The sequence below is a fragment of the Paenibacillus sanfengchensis genome (assembly GCF_036864765.1).
Lineage (GTDB): Bacteria > Bacillota > Bacilli > Paenibacillales > Paenibacillaceae > Fontibacillus > Fontibacillus sanfengchensis.
In genome coordinates this window covers 262,257-282,317 of the sequence record NZ_JBAGJC010000005.1, presented here as the reverse complement: position 1 = coordinate 282,317, position 20,061 = coordinate 262,257, and the positions used below count along the sequence as shown (strand labels likewise).

Sequence of the window (20,061 nt, the reverse complement as noted above, 5' to 3'; positions counted from 1 at the left end):
GCCGAAATAGTGGCTCGAAAGGCCGTTAATTTGGCGGGCTTTTGAGATGCGGCATCGGAGATATCAAGTAAGTTTAAATGTTGTTTTTTGCAGATCAGACTGAGGGGGAGGAAGACATGCGCATTTTGCATACGGGGGACTGGCATCTTGGCCGTACCTTGGAGGGGCGGAGCCGGCTGGCCGAGCAGGAACAATTCCTGGACGAGCTGGTGCTTATGGCGGACAACCAGCAGGCGGATCTCATCCTGATGGCCGGCGACGTCTATGACAGTGTGAACCCGCCCGCCGCGGCCGAGCGGCTGTTTTATGAAGCGGCGGCCAGATTGACTGAGAAAGGCCGGCAGCTTGTGGTCATTTCCGGCAACCACGACCAGCCGGAACGGGTATCGGCGGCCGCCCCGCTCGTCACGGGGCGGGGCATTTCGCTCATTGGTCTGCCGACGGCGGAAGCGGTACGGACCCCTGTGCCCCGGACCGGAGAAACCGCCGTGATCGCCGCGCTGCCCTATCCGTCGGAGTCCCGGCTGGCCGAGCTGCTCGCCGGCGACGGGGACGAGACCGAACTGCGGCTGGCATACAGCGCCAAAGTCGGCAAACTGATGCGCCAGCTCTCGGGAGCTTTCCGCAAAGATACGGTCAATCTGGCGATGAGCCACATTTATGTGCTGGGCGGCGTGGAGTGCGACTCGGAGCGGCCGATTCAGGTCGGCGGCGCTTATACCGTCGATCCTTCCGCTTTGGATACCGGCGCGCAGTATACGGCCCTGGGTCACCTGCATCGGCCGCAGGCGGTTAAAGGAAGCGGCCTGATCCGCTACAGCGGTTCCCCGCTCTCCTACAGCTTTTCGGAAGCGGGGCAAGCCAAATCGGTGATGCAGCTTGATCTGGCCCCGGGCGGGTCGCCGCTGCTGGAGGAGCTGTTTCTGACCAGCGGAAAGCCGCTGGTTCATTGGAGCTGCCGGGGCGGGCTGGAGGAAGCCTGGCGCCTCCTGGAGGAAGGAAGGGATCGCAATGCGTTCATCGATCTGGAGATTCACCTGACCGAGGCGATGTCCATGGGCGAGATCCAGAAACTGCGCAAGGCGCATGAAGGGATCGTTCATATCCGCCCGATCTATCCGGGACGGGAATGGGAAGAGGAGGCGGCTTCGCGCTCCCAAATGCCGGTCCACGAGCTGTTCCGGAAGTTTTATCAGCGCCAGAGCGGCGGTGCGGAACCGGAGGACGAACTGGTGGAACTGTTTATGTCCTTGCTCGACGAGGAGGAAGAAGCGCGTGAAGGGGAGGCTGGCGAATGAAGCCGATCAGTCTGAAGTTGTCGGGATTGCAAAGCTACAGAGAAATGCAGGAGATCGATTTTACCGCCCTCTGCGATACCGGGTTATTCGGGATCTTCGGACCGACGGGCAGCGGAAAATCCACCCTGCTGGATGCCATTACCCTCGCGATGTACGGCAAGGTGGGCCGGGCGTCCGGCGGAACTCAAGGGATCATGAACCATTCCGAGGACGCCTTGTTCGTCGCTTTTACGTTCGAACTGATGAGCGCCAAAGGGGCGGAACGCTACCGGGTAGAGCGGCGCTTTAAACGCCAGGGCGAGCTTTCCGTCAGCAATACGATCAGCCGTTTCATCGAGATTACCCCGGAAGGGGAAAAGGTGCTGGCGGACAAGCTGGCTGAGGTCACCCGACAGGTAGAAGAGAAGATCGGGTTGAAGATGGACGACTTTACCCGGGCGGTCGTACTGCCGCAGGGGAAATTCGCGGAGTTCCTGTCGCTGAAAGGCGTGGACCGCAGGCAGATGCTGCAGCGGCTCTTTCACCTGGAAAAGTATGGGGACCTGCTGGCCCAAAAACTCAGTAAGCAGGTCAAGGAGACGGAGCAGAAGCTGAAGCAGTTGGCCGCGGAGCAGCAGGGGCTGGGCGATGCCTCGGAGGAGGCGCTGAATGGAGCGCAAGCCGCGCTCCAGGCGGCCGCGGCGCAGGCGGAGGTGCGGCGGCGCGAGCTCGGCGATGCCCAGCGGCGGGCGGATGCGCTCGCCAAGGTGCGTGAGCTCAGCCGGGAGCGGGCCGAGCGGGCCGCTCTTTTGGCGGCGCTGCGCGAGCGGGACGCGGCGGTCCGCGAGCAGGAGACGCGCCTGGCGCGGGCGCAGGCCGCGGAAACGCTCAGGCCGGTGCTCACGGCCTGGAAATCGGCGCGGCAGCAGGCGGAGGAGCGTGGGGCCGCCGCCGCCCGCGCCGCGGAGGCGGCCGCTGCCGCGCAGGCCGCCGCTGCCCGGGCCGCCGCGGAAGCGGAGGCGGCCGCGGGGGCGCTCGGCAGGGACGAGCCGGCCCTGCTGCTGCGCCTGGATCAGCTGGAGCAGGCGCGGCTGCTCCAGCGGGAGTGCGACGCGCTGGCCGCGGAGCTGCGGGAGCTTGAGGCCTCCCGCGAGCAGGGGGGACGCCAGCGCGAGGCGACGGCGGAGGAACTGCTCAAGGAAGAGCAGCTCCTGGCGAAAGCGAAGCAGCGCCAGCAGGAGCTGGAGGCGCAGCTCAAGGAATGCGAGGTCAAGCCGGCGGAGCGGCAGCGGATTCAGACCGCCGTCCTGCTTAAGCAGCATCTCGAGAGATGTCTGCAGGAGGCGGAACGGGCGGCGTTGGAGGAGAACCGCCAGCGCGACAAAGCGGAGCGGGCGGAGCAGGCGCTCCAGCAGATACTGGCCCGCGAACGGGACGCGCATGACCGCGGCGGGAAGCTGGCCGAAACGGCGGCGGAATGCCTTGGCGGGCTGCAGACTCTGGAAGCGGAAGGCGCCGCTTTGGAAGCGCAATCCCAGCGGATGGAAGCGGCGATGCGCCTTCTGCTGAAGCAGAGGGAGGAAGAGGCGTGGTCCCGCCGGCTTGCGGAGCAACTGCGCGATGGAGAGCCTTGTCCGGTTTGCGGTTCCGTGCATCACCCGGGTTTGGCAGCCGAGGGCGTAACCGGCGAGCCCAGCGTCGGCGACGCGCAGTTGAATGAGTTATCCGCCGTTTTGTCCGGCATTCGCGACTGGCGGCACGCCGTATCCAGGGACGCGGATTTGTGCCGAACCCAACTGGAATTGCTGGACTCTTCCGAGAGCATAACCCGCTTGGCGGAGGCCGTGCAGCGGGAGGCGGCGGTCGCCGCGGAGCAGCCGGGTAACTCCGCTCCTGTCGGCGCGTCGGATCTCGCGGCTGTATTAGTACAGGCGCAGGAGCTGCGCGAGCGACGGGCACAGCTTCAGCCCACGCTGGAGCGGCTCCAGCGGGAAGTGCGGGAGGCCAAAGGGCGGCAGGGCGAGATCCGGGCCGGCGTGGCCGCTGCCAGTGCGGAGACCGCGGCGGCCCGGGAACTGCTGGAACAAACGGTGTTAAAAAGCGCGGCCACTCGTGCGGAACTGGAAAGCAAGCGGGAGGAGTGGGCCCGGGAGTTCGGGGAGACGGCTCTGGAGGAAGCGGAGAGACTCCGCCTGGATCTGGAGGAGAAGGATCGCAAGAGCGAGGATATCAAGCAGCGGCTAGCCGTCAGCATTCCGTTTATCGAGGAAAAATCGGCCAAACTTACCGCACTCGGCAAGGATTTGAACGAACAGGACAAACTCCTGCTTCAGTGGGAGATCCAGGAGCAAGGGAAAGCCTCGCTATACCGGGAGAAACGCGAAAGGCTCATCTCCTGGATCGGGGAGGTTCCGCTTGAAACGGCGCTGGCCGAAGCCAAGCAGAGGCTGGAGGGGCTTCGTACGGCGGCGGAGCAGAGCCGCAGAAAACAAGCGGACGCCGAAGCCGTGCATCGGGACTCCGCCCAGGCCGACGCCCTGGCCCGCCAGGCGCTGGCCGCCGGGGTGGACCAAGAGAAAGAGCGGGAAGAGCGGTGGCTTAGCGAGCTGTCCTCCTCTCCTTTTCAGGCGGAGGAAGAAGTACGCGGGGCGTTTCTGGATCCGGCCCAGGCCGCGGACATGGCCGAGATGATCCGCATTCACCGGGAACAGGAACGCGAGCATGAAATCGGTCTAAAAGAACTGGATGCCAAGCTCGGCGGCAGGATCGTTACCGAGGCGGAGTGGGAGGAATGCAGCCAAGCGCTGGAGGTCGCCAGAACGCAGGATGAAGCGGCACTGCAGGCCAAAGCCCGGGCCGAGCGCGATTTGGAGGACCTGGAGCGCAGACATCTCCGTTGGAGGGATTTGGAAGACAAGAGGCTTCAATTGGAGCACCGTTTCGGGCTGCTAGGCAAACTTCAGTCTTCCCTGCGCGGCAACGCCTTCGTCGAATATGTGGCGGAGGAACAGCTGATGAGCGTCAGCCGTGCGGCATCCGGGCGGCTGCGTTCCTTGACCAAACAGCGCTACGCCTTGGAAACGGACTCGGGCGGCGGCTTCGTCATTTGCGACGATGCAAACGGGGGCGTCAAGCGTCCGGTATCCACGCTCTCGGGCGGCGAGACCTTTCTGACCTCGCTGGCCCTGGCCCTGGCGCTATCGGCGCAAATTCAGCTGCGTGGACAGTATCCGCTGCAGTTCTTCTTCTTGGACGAAGGCTTCGGAACCCTCGATCCCGAGCTTCTGGATACGGTCATCAGCTCGCTAGAGCATCTGCATCACGATCATCTGGCCGTGGGAATTATTACCCACGTCACCGAGCTCCGCTCCCGTCTGGCCCGCAAGCTGGTTGTTATCCCGGCGGAAAGCGGCGGTTCGGGCTCCAAGATCGTGTTGGAGCAAATGTAAAAAAAATTCGAGAGTGATGTGAATCACAGATACAGTATCACCCTGCTGTTATACTACAGTTAGCCGACATCAATTTTTTGAAGCACCCCGGCGGACGTATTGGTGACAGAGATGGGAGATTTCTTATTTCGGTCCAATACGTCCGTGCGAAACGCGAACTCGCTGAGTGAGCAGGGTGCTTCTTTTTTTTGCCATTTTCCGGTATGATAATGTTGCGAAGTGTATAGTTCAAGTTAAAAATTCAGGAGGGTTTCAGATGGATGACTGTTTGTTTTGCAAAATTGCGGAGGGCTCCATTCCTTCGAATAAAGTGTACGAAGACGAGCGGTTCCTGGTGTTCCATGACATTCAACCGGCTGCGCCGACGCATGTGCTGATCATTCCCAAGAAGCATATCGCTACGATGAACGATGTGGAAGGAGAGGACTTCGCGCTGATTGGAGAAATGCACCGGGTTGCCCAGGAGGCAGCCAAGAAGCTTGGGGTGGCGGAGAGCGGTTACCGTCTGATCAACAATTGCGGTCAGGATAGCGGACAAGCCGTCTATCATATTCATTACCACTTGCTCGGCGGAGCGCGGCTCGGCGCGTTGGTGGCGAATTCGGATTCACACGCCTGAAAGCGTGTTTTTTCTTCCATATATTAAAATTAGGGTCTGCAGGTTGACACCCTATTTATTTTTCCCCTATAATGAAATTTGATGAACCGTGTTATGCTCTTGGACGGTCTGGTCGGAGGGAGGGAAAACTGGTGTCTGAAACTAAAGTTCGCAAAAACGAGACAATTGATGCTGCACTTCGTCGCTTTAAACGTTCCATCGCTAAAGATGGCGTATTGGCTGAGGTGAAGAAACGCAAGCATTATGAAAAGCCAAGCGTAAAGCGCAAGAAAAAGTCTGAGGCTGCTCGTAAAAGAAAGTTTTAGGAGGATTTGGCTACCATGAGTCTTAGCGAGCGATTGAACGAAGATATGAAGCAAGCGATGAAGAGTCAAGACAAGTTCAAACTCTCCACCATTCGAATGGTTCGTGCTACGATTAAGAATCTTGAAATAGATTTGAAAAGACCTTTGAACGATAATGAAGTGCTTGATATCCTAAGTCGTGAAATCAAACAGCGCAAAGATGCCCTCCAAGAATTTGAAAAAGCGGGTCGAGACGATCTTGCCGCAGGTGTCAGAGCAGAAGCCGAAATTATTGCCGAGTACCTTCCCGAACAGCTGAGCGAAGAAGAAATTAAAGTTATTGTACAGCAGACCATCCAGGAAACCGGTGCTACTTCGAAAGCTGAAATCGGGAAAGTGATGAGCGCGCTTTTGCCCAAGGTCAAAGGCCGGGCGGAAGGCAAGCTTGTAAATCAGGCAGTGCAACAGCTTTTGTCATAGTTTAAACCAAAGTAAACACTCTCTACTTTTGTAGAGGGTGTTTTTTCTGTTTCTCATAAATCCGTGACCTTCTGCATAGGGTGTAAAGTAGGGGAAGGAGGATTGCCTCATATGAGCCGGTTTGTCCGCAAAATCCGCAAATGGACGGTCGATGCGCTCGACCTGCCGAGTGATCTTGTATTCGATTTGCCCAGGCTCACCTTGATCGGAGGTAAGCAGTTATACATAGAGAATCACCGGGGCGTGGTGCACTTTTCCCCCGAATCCTTGCATCTGGAGCTTAGCCAAGGGACGCTGGAGGTCGAAGGCAGCGGACTCATCATCAGGGAGATTATGCCGCAGGAAGTCGTTGTCGAAGGGCGAATCCACGGCATTAAATATCGCGGAATGGAGGAATCCCAGTGAAAACACCGATATTTTCCCAATTGCGGGGGTCCGTGAGCGTGCTGATCCGCGGCGGATCAGTGGAACGGCTTATTAATGAGCTGGCGGGACACGGCATCGAAATTTGGGATGTGGAGCGCTTGCCGGATGGACGCATGAAAATGAGAATGCATGTGGCGGACTTTTTTCGTTTGCGTCCGCTGTTGCGGCGGACAGGCTGCCGGGTTCACGTACAGCGCCGCTTCGGACTCCCCTTTGCTCTAATCCGTTTATGGGGGCGCAAATGGTTTGTCTCCGGGTTTGCTCTGTTTATCGCCGTCGTATTCAGTTTGTCGCAGCTGGTATGGGATATCGAAGTGAAAGGCAATGTCGAGATTCCGGAAGAAGATGTGCTCAATATAGCCCGGGAAGAGGGGCTTTACCCGTTCCAATGGATTTTCGCCTTGCCGCGGCAGGACAAGCTCTCCGCGAACCTGAACCGCAAGCTGCCGGGGACGTCGTGGGTTGGAGTGTCCCGAACCGGGACACGGGTATCGATCCAAATTGTCGAAGCGACGCAGCCGAAGGACAAAAATTTGATGAGCCCGCGGCATTTGATCAGCAAGGCCGACGCGGTGGTCACCTATATTTACGCGGAAAAAGGGCAACCCGAAGTGAAGAAAAACGATCGCGTCAAAAAGGGGCAGATCCTGATTTCGGGGATTCAGGGCGGAGAAAAGGTCGTTTCCAAAGGGGAAGTCAAGGGGAATGTCTGGCACGAGTATGTGATTGAAGTTCCACTGGTCCGCAAGCAGCAGGTATACACCGGTGAAAAGAAAGAAAGAGGATATCTCTACTTCGGAAAAACGGCGATCCAGCTTTCCGGCTATGGGAAGACTCCCTTCGAGAAGTCCCAGGTGATGACGGAATTCAATCCGCTGACCTGGAGAAGCTTTAAACTGCCGATCGGCTGGATGAGCGAAAAAGTGCTTGAAACTACCGAACTTGAGATCCAACTCTCGAAGGACAAGGCGATTCGTGACGGAATCGAGCGGGCGAAACGGGATATTGCCGCAAAAAACGGGGCGGATAGCGTTGTTTTGAGTCAAAAAATTTTGCATGAGAAGACAGACAATGGTAAAGTTTATATGAAAGTGCTTTTTGAAGTGGAGCAAAACATAGGGGAAGAACTTCCCATAGTACATGACCAAGGAGAATGAGGCTATTTGTCGGAACAACAACAGAGCATAAAAATATCGCTTCAAAATGCCGGTGAGGGACTGGCCTTGTTCGGCCCCCAGGACGCCTTTTTGAAATTGGTGGAAGAGCATTTTAAGGCGGGCATTGTCCTGAGAGAGTCGGAGATCACGATAAGGGGCGAGGCTTATGAAGCCGAGCGCGCCCAGCAATTGTTCGAGGTGCTGTTGCAACTGGTTCGCAACGGGTATATCTTGACGGAAAGAGATGTTCTTTATGCGATTGATCTCGCGAAGGAGCTTCGCGCCGATCAACTGCTGGATTTATATAAAGGCGAAATTGCGGTGACCTATCGCGGCAAGCCGCTAAGAGTCAAGACGATCGGCCAGAAGCATTACGTCACCACGATCCGTAAACGCGACATCGTGTTCGGTGTCGGCCCTGCCGGAACGGGGAAAACCTATCTGGCCGTCGTTATGGCGATCACGGCGTTGAAGGAAGGGGCGGTAAAACGGATCGTCTTGACCCGCCCAGCCGTGGAAGCGGGAGAAAGCCTGGGCTTTCTTCCGGGCGATTTGCAGGAGAAGGTGGATCCGTACCTGCGTCCGCTGTACGATGCCCTTTACGACGTAATGGGACCGGAGCAAACGGCGAAGGCGCTTGAGCGGGGATTGATTGAAATCGCTCCGCTCGCCTATATGCGCGGACGGACGCTGGACGATTCTTTCATTATCCTGGATGAGGCTCAGAATACGACGCCCGAGCAAATGAAGATGTTTCTTACCCGGCTCGGGTTCGGTTCAAAGATGGTGATTACCGGTGACGTTACGCAAATCGATTTGCCGAAAGGAAAAAAATCGGGTCTGGTGGAAGCCAGAAGGATTCTGGAAACCGTGGAGGAAATCGGATTTGTCTATTTCGCGGATTCGGACGTGGTCCGGCATTCGCTTGTCCAAAAGATTATTGTAGCTTACGACCGTGCTGCTGAAAATCAGGGTTAAGCCGGCCTCCGAACCTTCCGGGTGGCATTTAGTCGCATGGGCACCTGTTTGTTGGAGGTCCCCGGCGGCAGCCGAAATCCGGAGACCAAAGCCTTTAAATTTTTCAGGAGGGCTGCCTTTATGACCTCAAAGAGCGATCAAGGAAAAAACAAATTTAATCCTACAACAGCGGGGTGGAAGACCAGCGCATCGGTCCGATACGTGCTGTATGTGCTGCTAGTAGCCATGCTTTATATAAGCATGGCTCCCAAACTTTTGCCGGAAACTTATGATATCGCCGTGGGCATGCCAAGCGACAAGGAAATCCTGGCGCCCATGGAGATTCCGGATACAAAAGCCACGTTGAAAGCCCAGGAGGAAGCTGCCGAAAAGGTCGGGCAGGTATACACGATTCTCCCGCTTCGCAACGAGGCGCTGGTCGCCAATCTCCTGGACCGAATTTTTCGCTTGAACCAGGACGATCAGGTGGCGACGGCGGACAAAATCGATATTTACCGGGAAGAACTGCCGCAGCGGGTGAAGGATCATATCCAAAACTTCATCATGAACAACCGAAATTCGGAAAACTATTCGCCGACGCTGTTTCAGGAAGTGACGCAGAAGGTCGATGAACAGCAGTACCAGATTTCCGAGGAGACGTTTATCAAGATCCCCCGGTTGACTCCCGAAGATATTAATGAAATGAAGCCGGTTGCTGCCGATATCGTAGCCCGTCTGATGACGGATCAAATCGTGGATGCGCAAACGGCCCGGGCCAAAGTGGCCGAGATGGTCTCCACCAGTTCGCTCAGCAAACGAATCTCCCGGGAGGTTGTGCAGGAGCTTGCACGCCTGTCCATCACGGCCAACAAGTTCTATGACGAGGAAGCGACGAAGGCCGCCAAGGTGGAAGCGCGCGAGAACACGCCGACCGTTTATATCAAGCAGGGCGACGTGCTGGTTGGAAAGGGCGAGAAAATTACCGAGGAAATGTACGCGTTGCTTGAAAAAAACGGTCTGCTGAAGGACGAGGTCAATTATTCGCCTCAGATTGGACTTGTAATGCTGTCCACGTTGATCACGATCGGATTGATTATGTTTATGCGGCAGTCGGAAGGTGTCAGCCGCTTTAAATATAACAACTCGCAGTTCGTTATGCTGCTCATGATTGTTTTGATTACGATCGTTTCCATGCATATCACCGCGATCGTTCAAAACGAGCAGCGGGCCTATATCGGCTATCTCGCGCCGGTGGCGACGGGAGCCATGCTGATTACGCTGTTGATCGATCTGTCTCTGGCCTATATTTGCTCGATTCTGTTCAGCATTCTGGCCAGCGTGATCCTCAATGTGCATCAAGGGCAAATTTTTGACTTTGAATTCGGCTTTTTTGCACTCGTTATTTCATTTGCGTCGATCTTTGCGATTCACCGGGCCAGCCAGCGCTCCACGCTGCTTAAAGCCGGAATCATGATCTGCTTGTTCGGCTCGCTTTCGGTTTTCACCATGATTTTGCTGAACAATGACGGCTGGAAGGATTCGAGCACGCTATATGCGATCGGGTTCGCGATCGTCGGCGGCCTGCTCACGACGATTCTAGTTATCGGGCTGATGCCGTTCTTTGAGGTTACCTTCGGCATTCTGTCCGCTTTGAAGCTGGTAGAACTGTCCAACCCGAACCACCCGCTGCTGCGCAAGCTGCTGACGGAGACGCCGGGGACTTATCACCACAGCGTCATGGTCGGAAACTTGGCCGAGGCCGCCGCGGAAGCGATCGGGGCGGATGGTCTGCTGTGTCGGGTCGGGTCCTACTATCACGATATCGGCAAGACGAAGCGGCCCAGCTATTTTATCGAGAACCAGAACAATATGGAAAACCCGCATGATTTTATCGATCCCAAACTGAGTAAATCGATCATCATCGCCCATGCCCGCGACGGGGTGGAGATGCAGAAAGAGTACAAGCTACCGAAGCCGATCCGGGATATTGCGGAGCAGCATCACGGAACGACATTCCTGCATTATTTCTATCACAAGGCGCTGGCCCTGGCGGAAGAACAGGGCATCGAACCGGATTTCACCGAAGATGATTTCCGCTACCCCGGTCCGAAAGCCCAGTCCAAGGAGGCTGCGGTCGTCGGTATTGCGGACAGCGTGGAAGCCGCGGTGCGCTCGCTGCGCAAGCCGACGGTGGAACAGGTGGAAACGATGATCGAGAAAATCATCAAGAGCCGGCTCGATGACCATCAGTTTAATGAGTGCGACTTGACGATGCGTGAGCTGGATCTGATCGCCCAAACACTGAAGGAGACGGTCATGGGGATTTTCCATTCCCGGATCGAATACCCGGAGCAAATCAAGAAGACCAAAGGAAATGACGAGAAGGACAGGGGGATGGAAGCGAATGGCGCTCAATCTGGTTTGGAACAATGAGCAGGACGTACTCGAGATCGGCGACGATCTCATTGAACTGCTGGACCGGTTGCTGCAAAAAGCCGGCGAAGCTGAAGAAATTACGGAAGGCGAGGTTGCACTCACCTTTGTCACTGATGAAGCCATTCATGAATTGAATCGCGAGTACCGCGGTATTGATCGTCCGACGGATGTCCTGTCCTTTGCCATGAACGAATCGTTGGACGAGGAGCTGGATATCGTTTATGAGCTTGAAGAGGGGGAAGAGCTGGACGAACTTACGGACGTGCTCGGCGACATCGTCGTTTCGGTAGAGCGCGCCAAAGCCCAGAGCGAGGAGTATGGACACTCGCTGGAGCGGGAAATCGGTTTTTTGGTCGTGCACGGTTTTCTTCACCTGCTCGGATACGACCACCAGGATACGGCGAGCGAGAAGGTCATGATGGACAAACAGGAAGCCGCATTGGCCCAGGTTGGGCTCGTTCGGTAATGGAACCGCGGCGTACATGCAGGACCGCCTTCCGGAACGCTTGGGAAGGGATCGCCGCCTCGCTGAAGACGGAGCGTAACCTGCGGTTCCATACGGCGGCCGCGGTCGTCGTTATGCTTGCCGCGTTGTATTTTCGCTTGCCGGCAAGGGACGTGGCGGTTTTGCTCCTGGTCATAGCCTTGGTAATCACGGCGGAACTGATCAATACCGCAATCGAAGCTGCAGTGGATCTGGCGGCTCCGGAATGGCACCGCTTGGCCAAAATGGCCAAGGATGCCGCGGCCGGAGCGGTTTTGGTCGCCGCGGCTTTTGCCGTCTTCATCGGGATTTTATTGTTCTACGAACCGGTCAGCACAGCCTTAGGGTGGGGATCGTAAGCCGGAACGACCTGTAAACAAGGAGATGAGAGAATGAATCACAGTCAACTGCTTCAGGAAGCGATCAAAGCTCGCGCCACAGCCTATATTCCGTATTCGGGATTTGGGGTCGGGGCCGCTCTGTTGGACCAAAACGGACATGTTCATCATGGCTGCAACATTGAGAACGCCGCTTATTCGCCGACCAATTGCGCGGAGCGGACCGCGATGTTCCGGGCCATTGCCGACGGCCTAAAGCCGGGAACGTTTCAAGCGATGGCTATTGTAGGAGACACCGACGGACCGATCGCGCCCTGCGGCGTATGCCGTCAGGTGATGCTGGAGCTGTGCGGGCCGGATATGCCGGTCATCCTTGGAAACCTTAAGGGAGAGATCCGCGAGACGACCGTTGCGGAGCTGCTGCCCTTCTACTTCAGCTCGTCGGATCTGTAACTCTGGCGAATAAACGGAAAGGACTAACATCATGGCGAAAAATAAATTCAAATCCGGATTTGTCGCGATCGTGGGCCGGCCGAATGTCGGAAAGTCCACGCTGATGAACCAGATTATCGGTCAGAAGATCGCAATCATGTCGGACAAGCCGCAGACGACGCGAAACAAAATACACGGCGTATATACGTCCGAGGAAATGCAAGTCGTTTTTCTGGATACCCCAGGGATCCATAAACGACAGTCCAAGCTCGGCGATTATATGAACACTACGGCGCTTAACACGCTCGGCGAAGTCGAGGCCGTTTTATTCCTGGTCGATACCGCGGAAGGATTGGGCGGCGGAGACCGGTTTATCATCGAACGGCTGAAGGATGTGCGCACTCCGGTAATTTTGGTGCTGAACAAAATAGACCGCATTCAACCGGAGGAACTGCTCCCGATTATTGAAGAATACCGGAAGCTTTATGATTTCGCGGAGATTGTGCCGATTTCGGCCAAGCTCGGGAATAACGTGAATACCTTGATTGAACAGATCGGCAAGTATTTGCCGGAAGGTCCGCAATATTACCCCGAAGACCAGGTAACCGATCACCCCGAGCAGTTCGTCTGCGCCGAGCTCATTCGGGAGAAAATTCTCCATCTCACTCGGGAAGAGGTACCGCACTCGATCGCTGTGACGATCGAAGACATGAGAGTGGAAGACAATGGAGTCGTCTACATTTCGGCGGTCATCTTTGTGGAGCGGGATTCGCAAAAGGGAATCATCATCGGAAAGCAAGGTTCCCTGCTGAAAGAAGTAGGCAAGCTGGCCAGACAAGACATCGAAAATTTGCTGGGATCGAAGATTTTCCTGGAGTTGTGGGTAAAAGTCAAGAAAGATTGGCGCAACCAGGAGCGGATTCTGAAGGATCTCGGGTTTCACCGGGATGCGTAAGTTCTGGACGGAGAGTGCTTTATACTGGGAGTAATTGCAACGCATAGTTCGCTCGCGCTCGCACATCCTATTCTTTGAAGATGCACGCGTCATTTCCGAAGAAAGGGTGAATACGAATGCGAGATTTTTCGTGGAAGTATTTTGCGATGACTGGAGATGTCGATGCTTACTTGCTGTATAAAGAAGCCAGCGGCAATTCCGATGAGGAAGTTGCGGCGGCGGAAGAACTGTCTGCCGAGGAGGAGACGGTCGAACAGTTCTGAGAGATGTTCCTGAATGTCTAGAACAGCTCTGTATTGAAACAGGTCAAGCTTGGGGGAAGAGGCATGCTATACAGGGTGGAAGGCATTGTCATCCGCAGCATGGACTACGGCGAGGGAAATAAAATCATCACGTTGTGCACGGAAACCCACGGAAAGATCGGGGTATTGGTACGCGGGGCGAAAAAAATCAAGAGCCGGCATGGGGCGTTGACTCAGCTATTTACCTATGGGGAATATGTGTTTTTCCGGCAAAACAGCGGCCTTGGGACGCTGAACGCCGGGGAGTTGATCGATGCTCATGCAACGCTGCGCGAGGATTTGTTTCTGGCGGCCTATGCCTCGTATGCTTGCGAGCTATTGGACAAAACCTTGCAGGACGAAGAGGTGGGCAGCTTCTGGTTTACCCAGCTTAAGGCGTGTCTGGAAGGGTTGTCGGCCGGTAAAGATCCGCAAATCGTAATCCATTTGTTCGAAATGAAAATATTGCAGGCAGCCGGTTACGGCCCGTCGTTTGAGGCCTGCATTTCCTGCGGCCGTACCGATGATCAACTGACCGTCAGTCCGCGGCTGGGAGGCAAACTGTGCCGGTCCTGCCGTCATCATGACCCGGCGGCACTGCAAATTTCGCCGGGCACTTTTAAACTGCTGTCGCTGTTCGAAAGAATGGATTTAAGAAGGCTCGGTAACATCGAAGTAAAGGATGCAACGAAACAGGAGCTGAAAACCGTCATGCGCCATTTTATGGACATGCAGCTCGGCCTTCGGCTTAAGTCGCGTCAATTTTTGGATCAATTGGACAAATACGAGATTTGACGAAGCTCGCAAAATCAGATATTATAAATGAGAATTTTCTCCATGATTTTGAATAGCGGATTTATGGGGAACTCATGTGTTGAACGGGAAAGAGTAATGGGAACGACACCGCTGCAGCGAGCCGGGGAGAGTGCAAGCCCGGACGGAAGGACTCATGAAACGGCGCCCCGGGAGCATGGGAAAATGAACGTGAAAAGCGGATTTGAGGTAAGGCCGGGTAACTTGTGCCTTTCGCAAATCAAGTAGGGTGGAACCGCGGGAGCAAGCTCTCGTCCCTACGTCTGACAGCAGGCGTAGAGGCGGGGGCTTTTTTTGGCGTCCCGGTTCTCCCCGCTGATTCGGCATAACCAAGTGTAAAGGAGTTGTGGTTCATGAATTTTCAGCAAATGATCTTGACCCTGCAGCAGTTCTGGTCGGAACAAAACTGTATCATCGTGCAACCGTATGATGTGGAAAAAGGAGCGGGAACGCTCAATCCGATGACCTTTCTGCGTTCCATCGGGCCGGAGCCATGGAACGTAGCCTACGTGGAGCCTTCCCGCCGTCCGGCGGACGGCCGCTATGGGGAAAACCCGAACCGGCTGTATCAGCATCATCAGTTTCAGGTGATCCTGAAACCTTCGCCGGACAATATTCAAGAAATTTATCTGGAGAGCTTGAATCGGTTGGGCATCAACGCGCTGGAGCATGATATCCGCTTCGTGGAGGACAACTGGGAGCATCCGGGCCTCGGGGCTTGGGGACTTGGCTGGGAAGTTTGGCTCGACGGTATGGAGATTACGCAGTTTACGTATTTCCAACAGGTTGGCGGGATCGAAACGAATCCTGTGGCCGTGGAAATTACGTACGGTATGGAGCGTCTGGCTTCTTATATCCAGGACAAGGAGAACGTCTTCGATCTGGAATGGGTGGACGGCACCAGCTATGGCGACGTATTTCACCAGCCCGAATTTGAGCATTCGAAATACACGTTTGAGATTTCCGATGTAAAAATGCTGTTCACTTTGTTCAATATGTATGAACAGGAAGCGAACAAAGCGATGGAGCAGCATCTCGTGTTCCCGGCTTACGATTATGTCCTGAAATGTTCGCATACCTTCAACCTTCTGGATGCCCGCGGGGCGATCAGCGTAACGGAACGGACCGGGTATATTACGCGGGTGCGCAATCTCGCCCGTCAGGTAGCGGCAACCTACCTGGAGGAACGTGAAAAGCTCGGATTCCCGATGCTGCAGAAAGGGGGCGTTGTCCGTGACTAAAGATCTTTTGTTCGAAATCGGCATGGAAGAAATGCCGGCCCGCTTTATTCGCGCGGCCATGGAGCAACTGAAGGAACGCATGGAGAAATGGCTGGAGGAATCTGTGATTCCTTACGGCTCGATCGAGAGTTACGCTACACCTCGCCGTCTGGCGGTGCTTGTGAAAAGGGTAGCGGAGAAACAGGAAGATGTCCATGAAGAAGTCAAGGGGCCTTCCCGTAAAATCGCTTTGGACGAGAGCGGCGCCTGGAGTAAAGCGGCGCTGGGATTTGCCCGCAGTCAAGGCGTAGATCCCGAGCAATTTACGTTCAAGGAACTCGGCGGAACGGAATACATTTACGTTAGCAAGAGCCGGGCAGGGGTGGAGACGAAATCGCTTGTGGCCGGGGGGCTGCAAGGAATTCTCCAGGCGATGAATTTTCCGAAAAATATGCGTTGGGGAAGCCACGATTTCAAATTCGTCCGTCCGATCCGCTGGATGGTGGCTTTATTCGGCGATGAAGTTATCGAGCTTGAGATCGCCGGGGTTAAAGCCGGCAACGTAACGCGCGGCCATCGTTTCCTTGGACAGGAGACTGTGATCGCGGAACCGGCCGCTTATGTGGAAACACTGCGTGGGCAGCACGTCATCGCCGACGTTAATGAACGGGAAGACATGATCAAACGCCAGATCGAGGCCTTGGCGGAAGAAAAGGGCTGGAATATCGCCGTGAAGGACGACCTGCTGGAAGAGGTGCTGTTCCTCGTGGAAACGCCGACCGTACTGTTCGGCAAGTTCGAGGAGTCGTTCCTCCAGATTCCGCAGGAGGTGTTGATTACCTCCATGCGCGAGCATCAGCGCTATTTCCCTGTCTTGAAGGGCCAAGGGGAGCTGCTGCCTTTCTTCGTCACGGTTCGCAACGGCGATGCCCGCTCCCTGGATATCATCGCCCGGGGTAACGAGAAGGTGCTGCGCGCCAGATTGTCCGACGCGAAATTCTTCTATGAAGAGGACCAAAAGCTGGAAATCAAGGACGCGCTGTCGAAGCTCGAGAGCATTGTGTTCCACGAAGAGCTGGGCACCGTGGGCGACAAGGTCCGCCGCATCCGCCGCAATGCGGAGAAGCTCACCGCTTTGCTCGGCATCGATACGGGCGAGGCGGAAGCGGTCAACCGGACGGCGGAAATTTGCAAATTCGACCTTGTCACGCAAATGGTCTACGAGTTCCCGGAATTGCAAGGGGTCATGGGTGAAGATTACGCCCGCAAAGCCGGAGAATCGGAAGCGGTGGCGCGAGGGATTTTCGAGCACTACCAGCCGCGTTTCGCTGGAGATGCCGTGCCGGCCTCGTCTGTGGGAAGCATCGTGAGCATCGCCGACAAGATCGATACGATCGCCGGATGCTTCTCGATCGGCATTATTCCGACCGGCTCGCAGGACCCTTACGGCCTGCGCCGTCAGGCTGCCGGCATCGTACAGATTATTTTGGAGCACAAGCTTTCGCTCCGGCTGACGGATGTCTTCGCCATCGCCCTGGAAACGCATCAGCACTTCCATGAGCTGAAGAGCTCCGGCGATGAGATTATGAAGGACTTGATGGAGTTCTTTGGCTTACGCGTCAGAAAAACTCTGTCCGACACTCTGCGTTACGATGTGGTGGACGCCGTTATGGCGGCGGGGTATGAAGATGTGGTGTCCGTCGTATCGCGCGGGGCCGCTCTGATGGATGCCGTAAACGGTCAGGATGACTTTAAGACGACGGTGGAATCGTTCGGACGCGTCAGCAACCTGGCCGCCAAGGCCTCCGCCGTAAAAGTCCGCTCCGATCTGCTTGAAGATCCGGCGGAAAAAGCCCTCTATGAGAAATGGCGCGGCGTGAGCGGCGAATACCGGGCCCTGCTTGATGCCCGGAACACTGCGGCGGCGCTGCGGAAGCTGGGTGAATTGAAGGAAGCCATCACCGTGTTTTTTGATGCGGTTATGGTTATGGCGGAAAATGAGGAAATCCGTACCAACCGGCTGGCCTTACTGGCGGCGATCGATGAAGATCTCAAGGCGTTTGCCGACTTCGGCAAGCTGGTTTGGGCATAATAGAAGGGCTGAAGGAAGGAGCGGGAGTCTGTGAATACGCGTATCGTCGTTGACGGAGACTCCTGTCCCGTCAAAACCGAAATTGCGGAGGCGGCGCGGCGCTTTGGCATCAAGGTTCTGATGGTTTCTTCATACGACCATGTGCTGCGCGAAAGCGAAGGCGTGGAAGTTGTCCAGGTGGACCGAAGCCAGCAGAGCGCCGATCTGTACATTGCCAACCATATTGCGAGAGGCGATATCGTCATTACGCAAGACTATGGTCTTGCGGCGCTGGCCATTGCCAAATCTTGCAAAACCATGTCTCCCCGGGGCGATATTTATCACCCGGGGAATATTGATTATTTGCTCGAACGCCGCCATCATCATGCCAAGGCGCGGCGCGGAGGCCGCTATTTAAAAGGCCCAAAGCCTTTTACCGATGAAGACAGGACGCATTTTGCCGAGGTATTGGTAAAACTTTTGCGAGATTTGCAGGAGAATGGGTAATTTTATCGAATAACTATTTACGTGTTATGAAAGATGAAGGTGGTTTGGATGAATACCGGACGAGGCACGATCCCGGAGGAAGTCATCGAGGCGGTCTTGCGGCAGCACGATATCGTCGACACGGTCGGCAAGCACGTTCATCTGACTAAACAGGGCAAATACATGAAGGGGCTCTGTCCGTTCCACTCCGAGAAGACCCCTTCTTTTACGGTGACGCCCGATCGGCAAATTTTTCATTGTTACGGCTGCGGCAAGGGCGGCAACGCGATTAAGTTCCGTATGGAGATCGAAGGTCTAACCTTCCCGGAGGCAGTCCGGATGATGGCCGAGGAAGCCCATATTCCGTTTGATTTCGGGGGCGGAGGCCAAGGAGCTGCACCTAGAAATCTTGAATTGGAACAACAGCTGCAAGCCAATGAGTGGAGCTCCAAGCTGTACCATTTTTTGCTGATGAATACCGAGCATGGGAAACCCGCTATGGAGTATTTGAAGAATCGCGGATTTACGGACAAAGCCATCGACACGTTCCAAATCGGTTATGCGCCGGCGCGTTGGGATACGCTGGTCCAATTTTTGGAGAAGCGTTCTTTTGATCTGGGAACGATGGAGAAGGGCGGTCTGATCTCCGCCAAGCAGGACGGAAGCGGATATGTCGACCGTTTTCGGGACCGTATTATTTTTCCTCTGCATAACAGGAACGGTAAAGTCATTGGCTTCGCTGGACGGGTGCTGGGAGAAGGTCAGCCCAAGTACTTGAATTCGCCGGAAAGCAAGCTGTTTAGCAAAAGCAGGACGCTGTACAATCTTCACCAGGCCAAATCCGAAATCCGGAAGAGCCGGCAATTCGTCCTTTTCGAGGGATACGGCGATGTGATCAGCGCCTGGGAGACGGGAGTTCATAACGGCGTGGCCACGATGGGAACGGCGTTGACCGAAAGCCATGCCTCCATGATGAGGGGGCTTGCCGACGAGGTGATCGTTTGCTACGACGGTGACAATGCGGGACAAGCCGCGGCTTTGAAGAGCATCCCGATATTGGAAGCGATCGGCTTTGTGACGAAAATTGCCCTGCTTCCCGAAGGACTGGATCCGGACGAATTTATCCGGAAATACGGGGGCGAGCGCTTTAGGCATCAGATCCTGGACGGGGCTGTTTCATCCGTCAAATTTAAGCTTATATATCTGAAAAAAAACCATATACTGCTAGAGGAAGACGGAAAGGTAGCCTACATCAAGGAAGCGCTCGAAGTGATTGCGCCATTGCCGTCGCCTACGGAGCGGGAGATTTACTTAAAGGAGTTATCCTCCGATCTCCAGGTTTCCTTCGACAGTTTGAAGCAGGAATGCAACGAATTGCGCCAAGCCATGCAAAAAAAGAACCCGCCCGGGGATAATAAGACCAAAAGGTGGAATAATGGTAGGCATAAAAAGGGGCAGGCATCAATGCCGGTTTTATTGCCCGCTTATCATGTTGCGGAACGCAGGCTGCTTTCCTTTATGCTTCAGGATGACGAGGTTGCCCGTTACGTCGGGGAACGGCTCGGGGACCAATTTAACATCGAAGATCATGCGGCGATCGCTGCTTATCTATACGCCTATTATGCGCAAGAGAAGGCCCCGGATGCGAGCAGGTTCATTTCATCGCTGCAGGATGAACGGCTGGAGCAGACCGTCATCTCCATCGCCATGATGGAGACGCCCCGGGAATGGAGCACCCAGGAGCTCGATGATTGTATAAGAGAGATTCAAAAAGTACCTCTCCAGCAACAAATCAAGCGCAAAAAAGAAGAAATGGTTGCGGCCGAGAAAGCCGGCGATTTTTTGCGTGCGGCCCAAATTGCAAGTGAGATTATTGCCCTAGAGAGACAGTAAGAG

At 55.4% G+C, this 20,061-nt stretch carries 19 protein-coding genes; all 19 read left to right on the top strand.

What is annotated here, in order from left to right; genetic code table 11:
• Positions 1–116: 116 nt before the first annotated feature.
• The 19 genes from V4U84_RS13230 (at position 117) to dnaG (ending at position 20,058) form a co-directional block, all read left to right on the top strand.
• The gene (locus V4U84_RS13230; RefSeq protein ID WP_334071965.1) at positions 117–1,298 is read left to right on the top strand and encodes an exonuclease SbcCD subunit D; all 1,182 of its coding nucleotides are present in this window, start codon (positions 117–119) and stop codon (positions 1,296–1,298) included.
• Positions 1,295–4,726, top strand: a complete 3,432-nt coding sequence (locus tag V4U84_RS13225) for an AAA family ATPase (protein ID WP_334071964.1) — start codon at positions 1,295–1,297, stop codon at positions 4,724–4,726. Before V4U84_RS13230 ends, V4U84_RS13225 begins: the two co-directional genes overlap by 4 nt.
• Before the next feature lie 256 nt (positions 4,727–4,982).
• Entirely contained in the window at positions 4,983–5,345 is a 363-nt protein-coding gene (locus V4U84_RS13220) for a histidine triad nucleotide-binding protein (RefSeq protein WP_334071963.1), read from the top strand.
• Positions 5,346–5,476: 131 nt separating this feature from the next.
• A complete protein-coding gene (gene rpsU, locus V4U84_RS13215) occupies positions 5,477–5,650 on the top strand; it encodes a 30S ribosomal protein S21 (RefSeq protein ID WP_005547957.1) in 174 nt (57 codons plus the stop codon).
• Positions 5,651–5,665: 15 nt separating this feature from the next.
• Positions 5,666–6,109 carry a GatB/YqeY domain-containing protein gene (locus V4U84_RS13210; protein WP_334071954.1) on the top strand — a complete coding sequence of 148 codons (444 nt, stop codon included), beginning with the start codon at positions 5,666–5,668 and terminating at the stop codon, positions 6,107–6,109.
• Positions 6,110–6,220: 111 nt separating this feature from the next.
• Entirely contained in the window at positions 6,221–6,514 is a 294-nt protein-coding gene (gene yqfC, locus V4U84_RS13205; RefSeq protein ID WP_334071953.1) for a sporulation protein YqfC, read from the top strand.
• The gene (yqfD, locus tag V4U84_RS13200; RefSeq protein WP_334071952.1) at positions 6,511–7,692 is read left to right on the top strand and encodes a sporulation protein YqfD; all 1,182 of its coding nucleotides are present in this window, start codon (positions 6,511–6,513) and stop codon (positions 7,690–7,692) included. Before yqfC ends, yqfD begins: the two co-directional genes overlap by 4 nt.
• A gap of 6 nt (positions 7,693–7,698) precedes the next feature.
• Complete coding sequence (locus V4U84_RS13195; RefSeq protein WP_334071951.1) at positions 7,699–8,670, top strand: PhoH family protein; 972 nt, start codon at positions 7,699–7,701, stop codon at positions 8,668–8,670.
• A gap of 120 nt (positions 8,671–8,790) precedes the next feature.
• Positions 8,791–11,082: an HD family phosphohydrolase gene (locus tag V4U84_RS13190; protein ID WP_334071950.1), complete on the top strand. Its 2,292-nt coding sequence runs from the start codon at positions 8,791–8,793 to the stop codon at positions 11,080–11,082.
• Positions 11,054–11,551 (top strand): rRNA maturation RNase YbeY, encoded by a 498-nt coding sequence (ybeY, locus tag V4U84_RS13185; protein WP_334071949.1) that lies wholly within the window; start codon positions 11,054–11,056, stop codon positions 11,549–11,551. The genes V4U84_RS13190 and ybeY overlap by 29 nt, the downstream gene beginning before the upstream one ends.
• Positions 11,551–11,928 (top strand): diacylglycerol kinase family protein, encoded by a 378-nt coding sequence (locus tag V4U84_RS13180; RefSeq protein WP_334071947.1) that lies wholly within the window; start codon positions 11,551–11,553, stop codon positions 11,926–11,928. Before ybeY ends, V4U84_RS13180 begins: the two co-directional genes overlap by 1 nt.
• Positions 11,929–11,961: 33 nt before the next feature.
• A complete protein-coding gene (gene cdd / locus V4U84_RS13175) occupies positions 11,962–12,360 on the top strand; it encodes a cytidine deaminase (RefSeq protein WP_416367243.1) in 399 nt (132 codons plus the stop codon).
• 31 nt (positions 12,361–12,391) lie between these two features.
• Positions 12,392–13,294 (top strand): GTPase Era, encoded by a 903-nt coding sequence (gene era, locus V4U84_RS13170; RefSeq protein ID WP_334071946.1) that lies wholly within the window; start codon positions 12,392–12,394, stop codon positions 13,292–13,294.
• A gap of 116 nt (positions 13,295–13,410) precedes the next feature.
• Positions 13,411–13,557, top strand: a complete 147-nt coding sequence (locus V4U84_RS13165) for a YqzL family protein (protein ID WP_334071945.1) — start codon at positions 13,411–13,413, stop codon at positions 13,555–13,557.
• A gap of 63 nt (positions 13,558–13,620) precedes the next feature.
• Complete coding sequence (gene recO / locus V4U84_RS13160; protein WP_334071944.1) at positions 13,621–14,370, top strand: DNA repair protein RecO; 750 nt, start codon at positions 13,621–13,623, stop codon at positions 14,368–14,370.
• 371 nt (positions 14,371–14,741) lie between these two features.
• Positions 14,742–15,629, top strand: a complete 888-nt coding sequence (glyQ, locus tag V4U84_RS13155) for a glycine--tRNA ligase subunit alpha (protein WP_334071942.1) — start codon at positions 14,742–14,744, stop codon at positions 15,627–15,629.
• Positions 15,622–17,700: a glycine--tRNA ligase subunit beta gene (glyS, locus tag V4U84_RS13150; protein WP_334077281.1), complete on the top strand. Its 2,079-nt coding sequence runs from the start codon at positions 15,622–15,624 to the stop codon at positions 17,698–17,700. The genes glyQ and glyS overlap by 8 nt, the downstream gene beginning before the upstream one ends.
• A gap of 30 nt (positions 17,701–17,730) precedes the next feature.
• Entirely contained in the window at positions 17,731–18,186 is a 456-nt protein-coding gene (locus tag V4U84_RS13145) for a YaiI/YqxD family protein (RefSeq protein WP_334071940.1), read from the top strand.
• A 48-nt stretch (positions 18,187–18,234) separates the two neighbouring features.
• The gene (gene dnaG, locus V4U84_RS13140; RefSeq protein WP_334077280.1) at positions 18,235–20,058 is read left to right on the top strand and encodes a DNA primase; all 1,824 of its coding nucleotides are present in this window, start codon (positions 18,235–18,237) and stop codon (positions 20,056–20,058) included.
• The last annotated feature ends 3 nt before the right edge of the window (positions 20,059–20,061 follow it).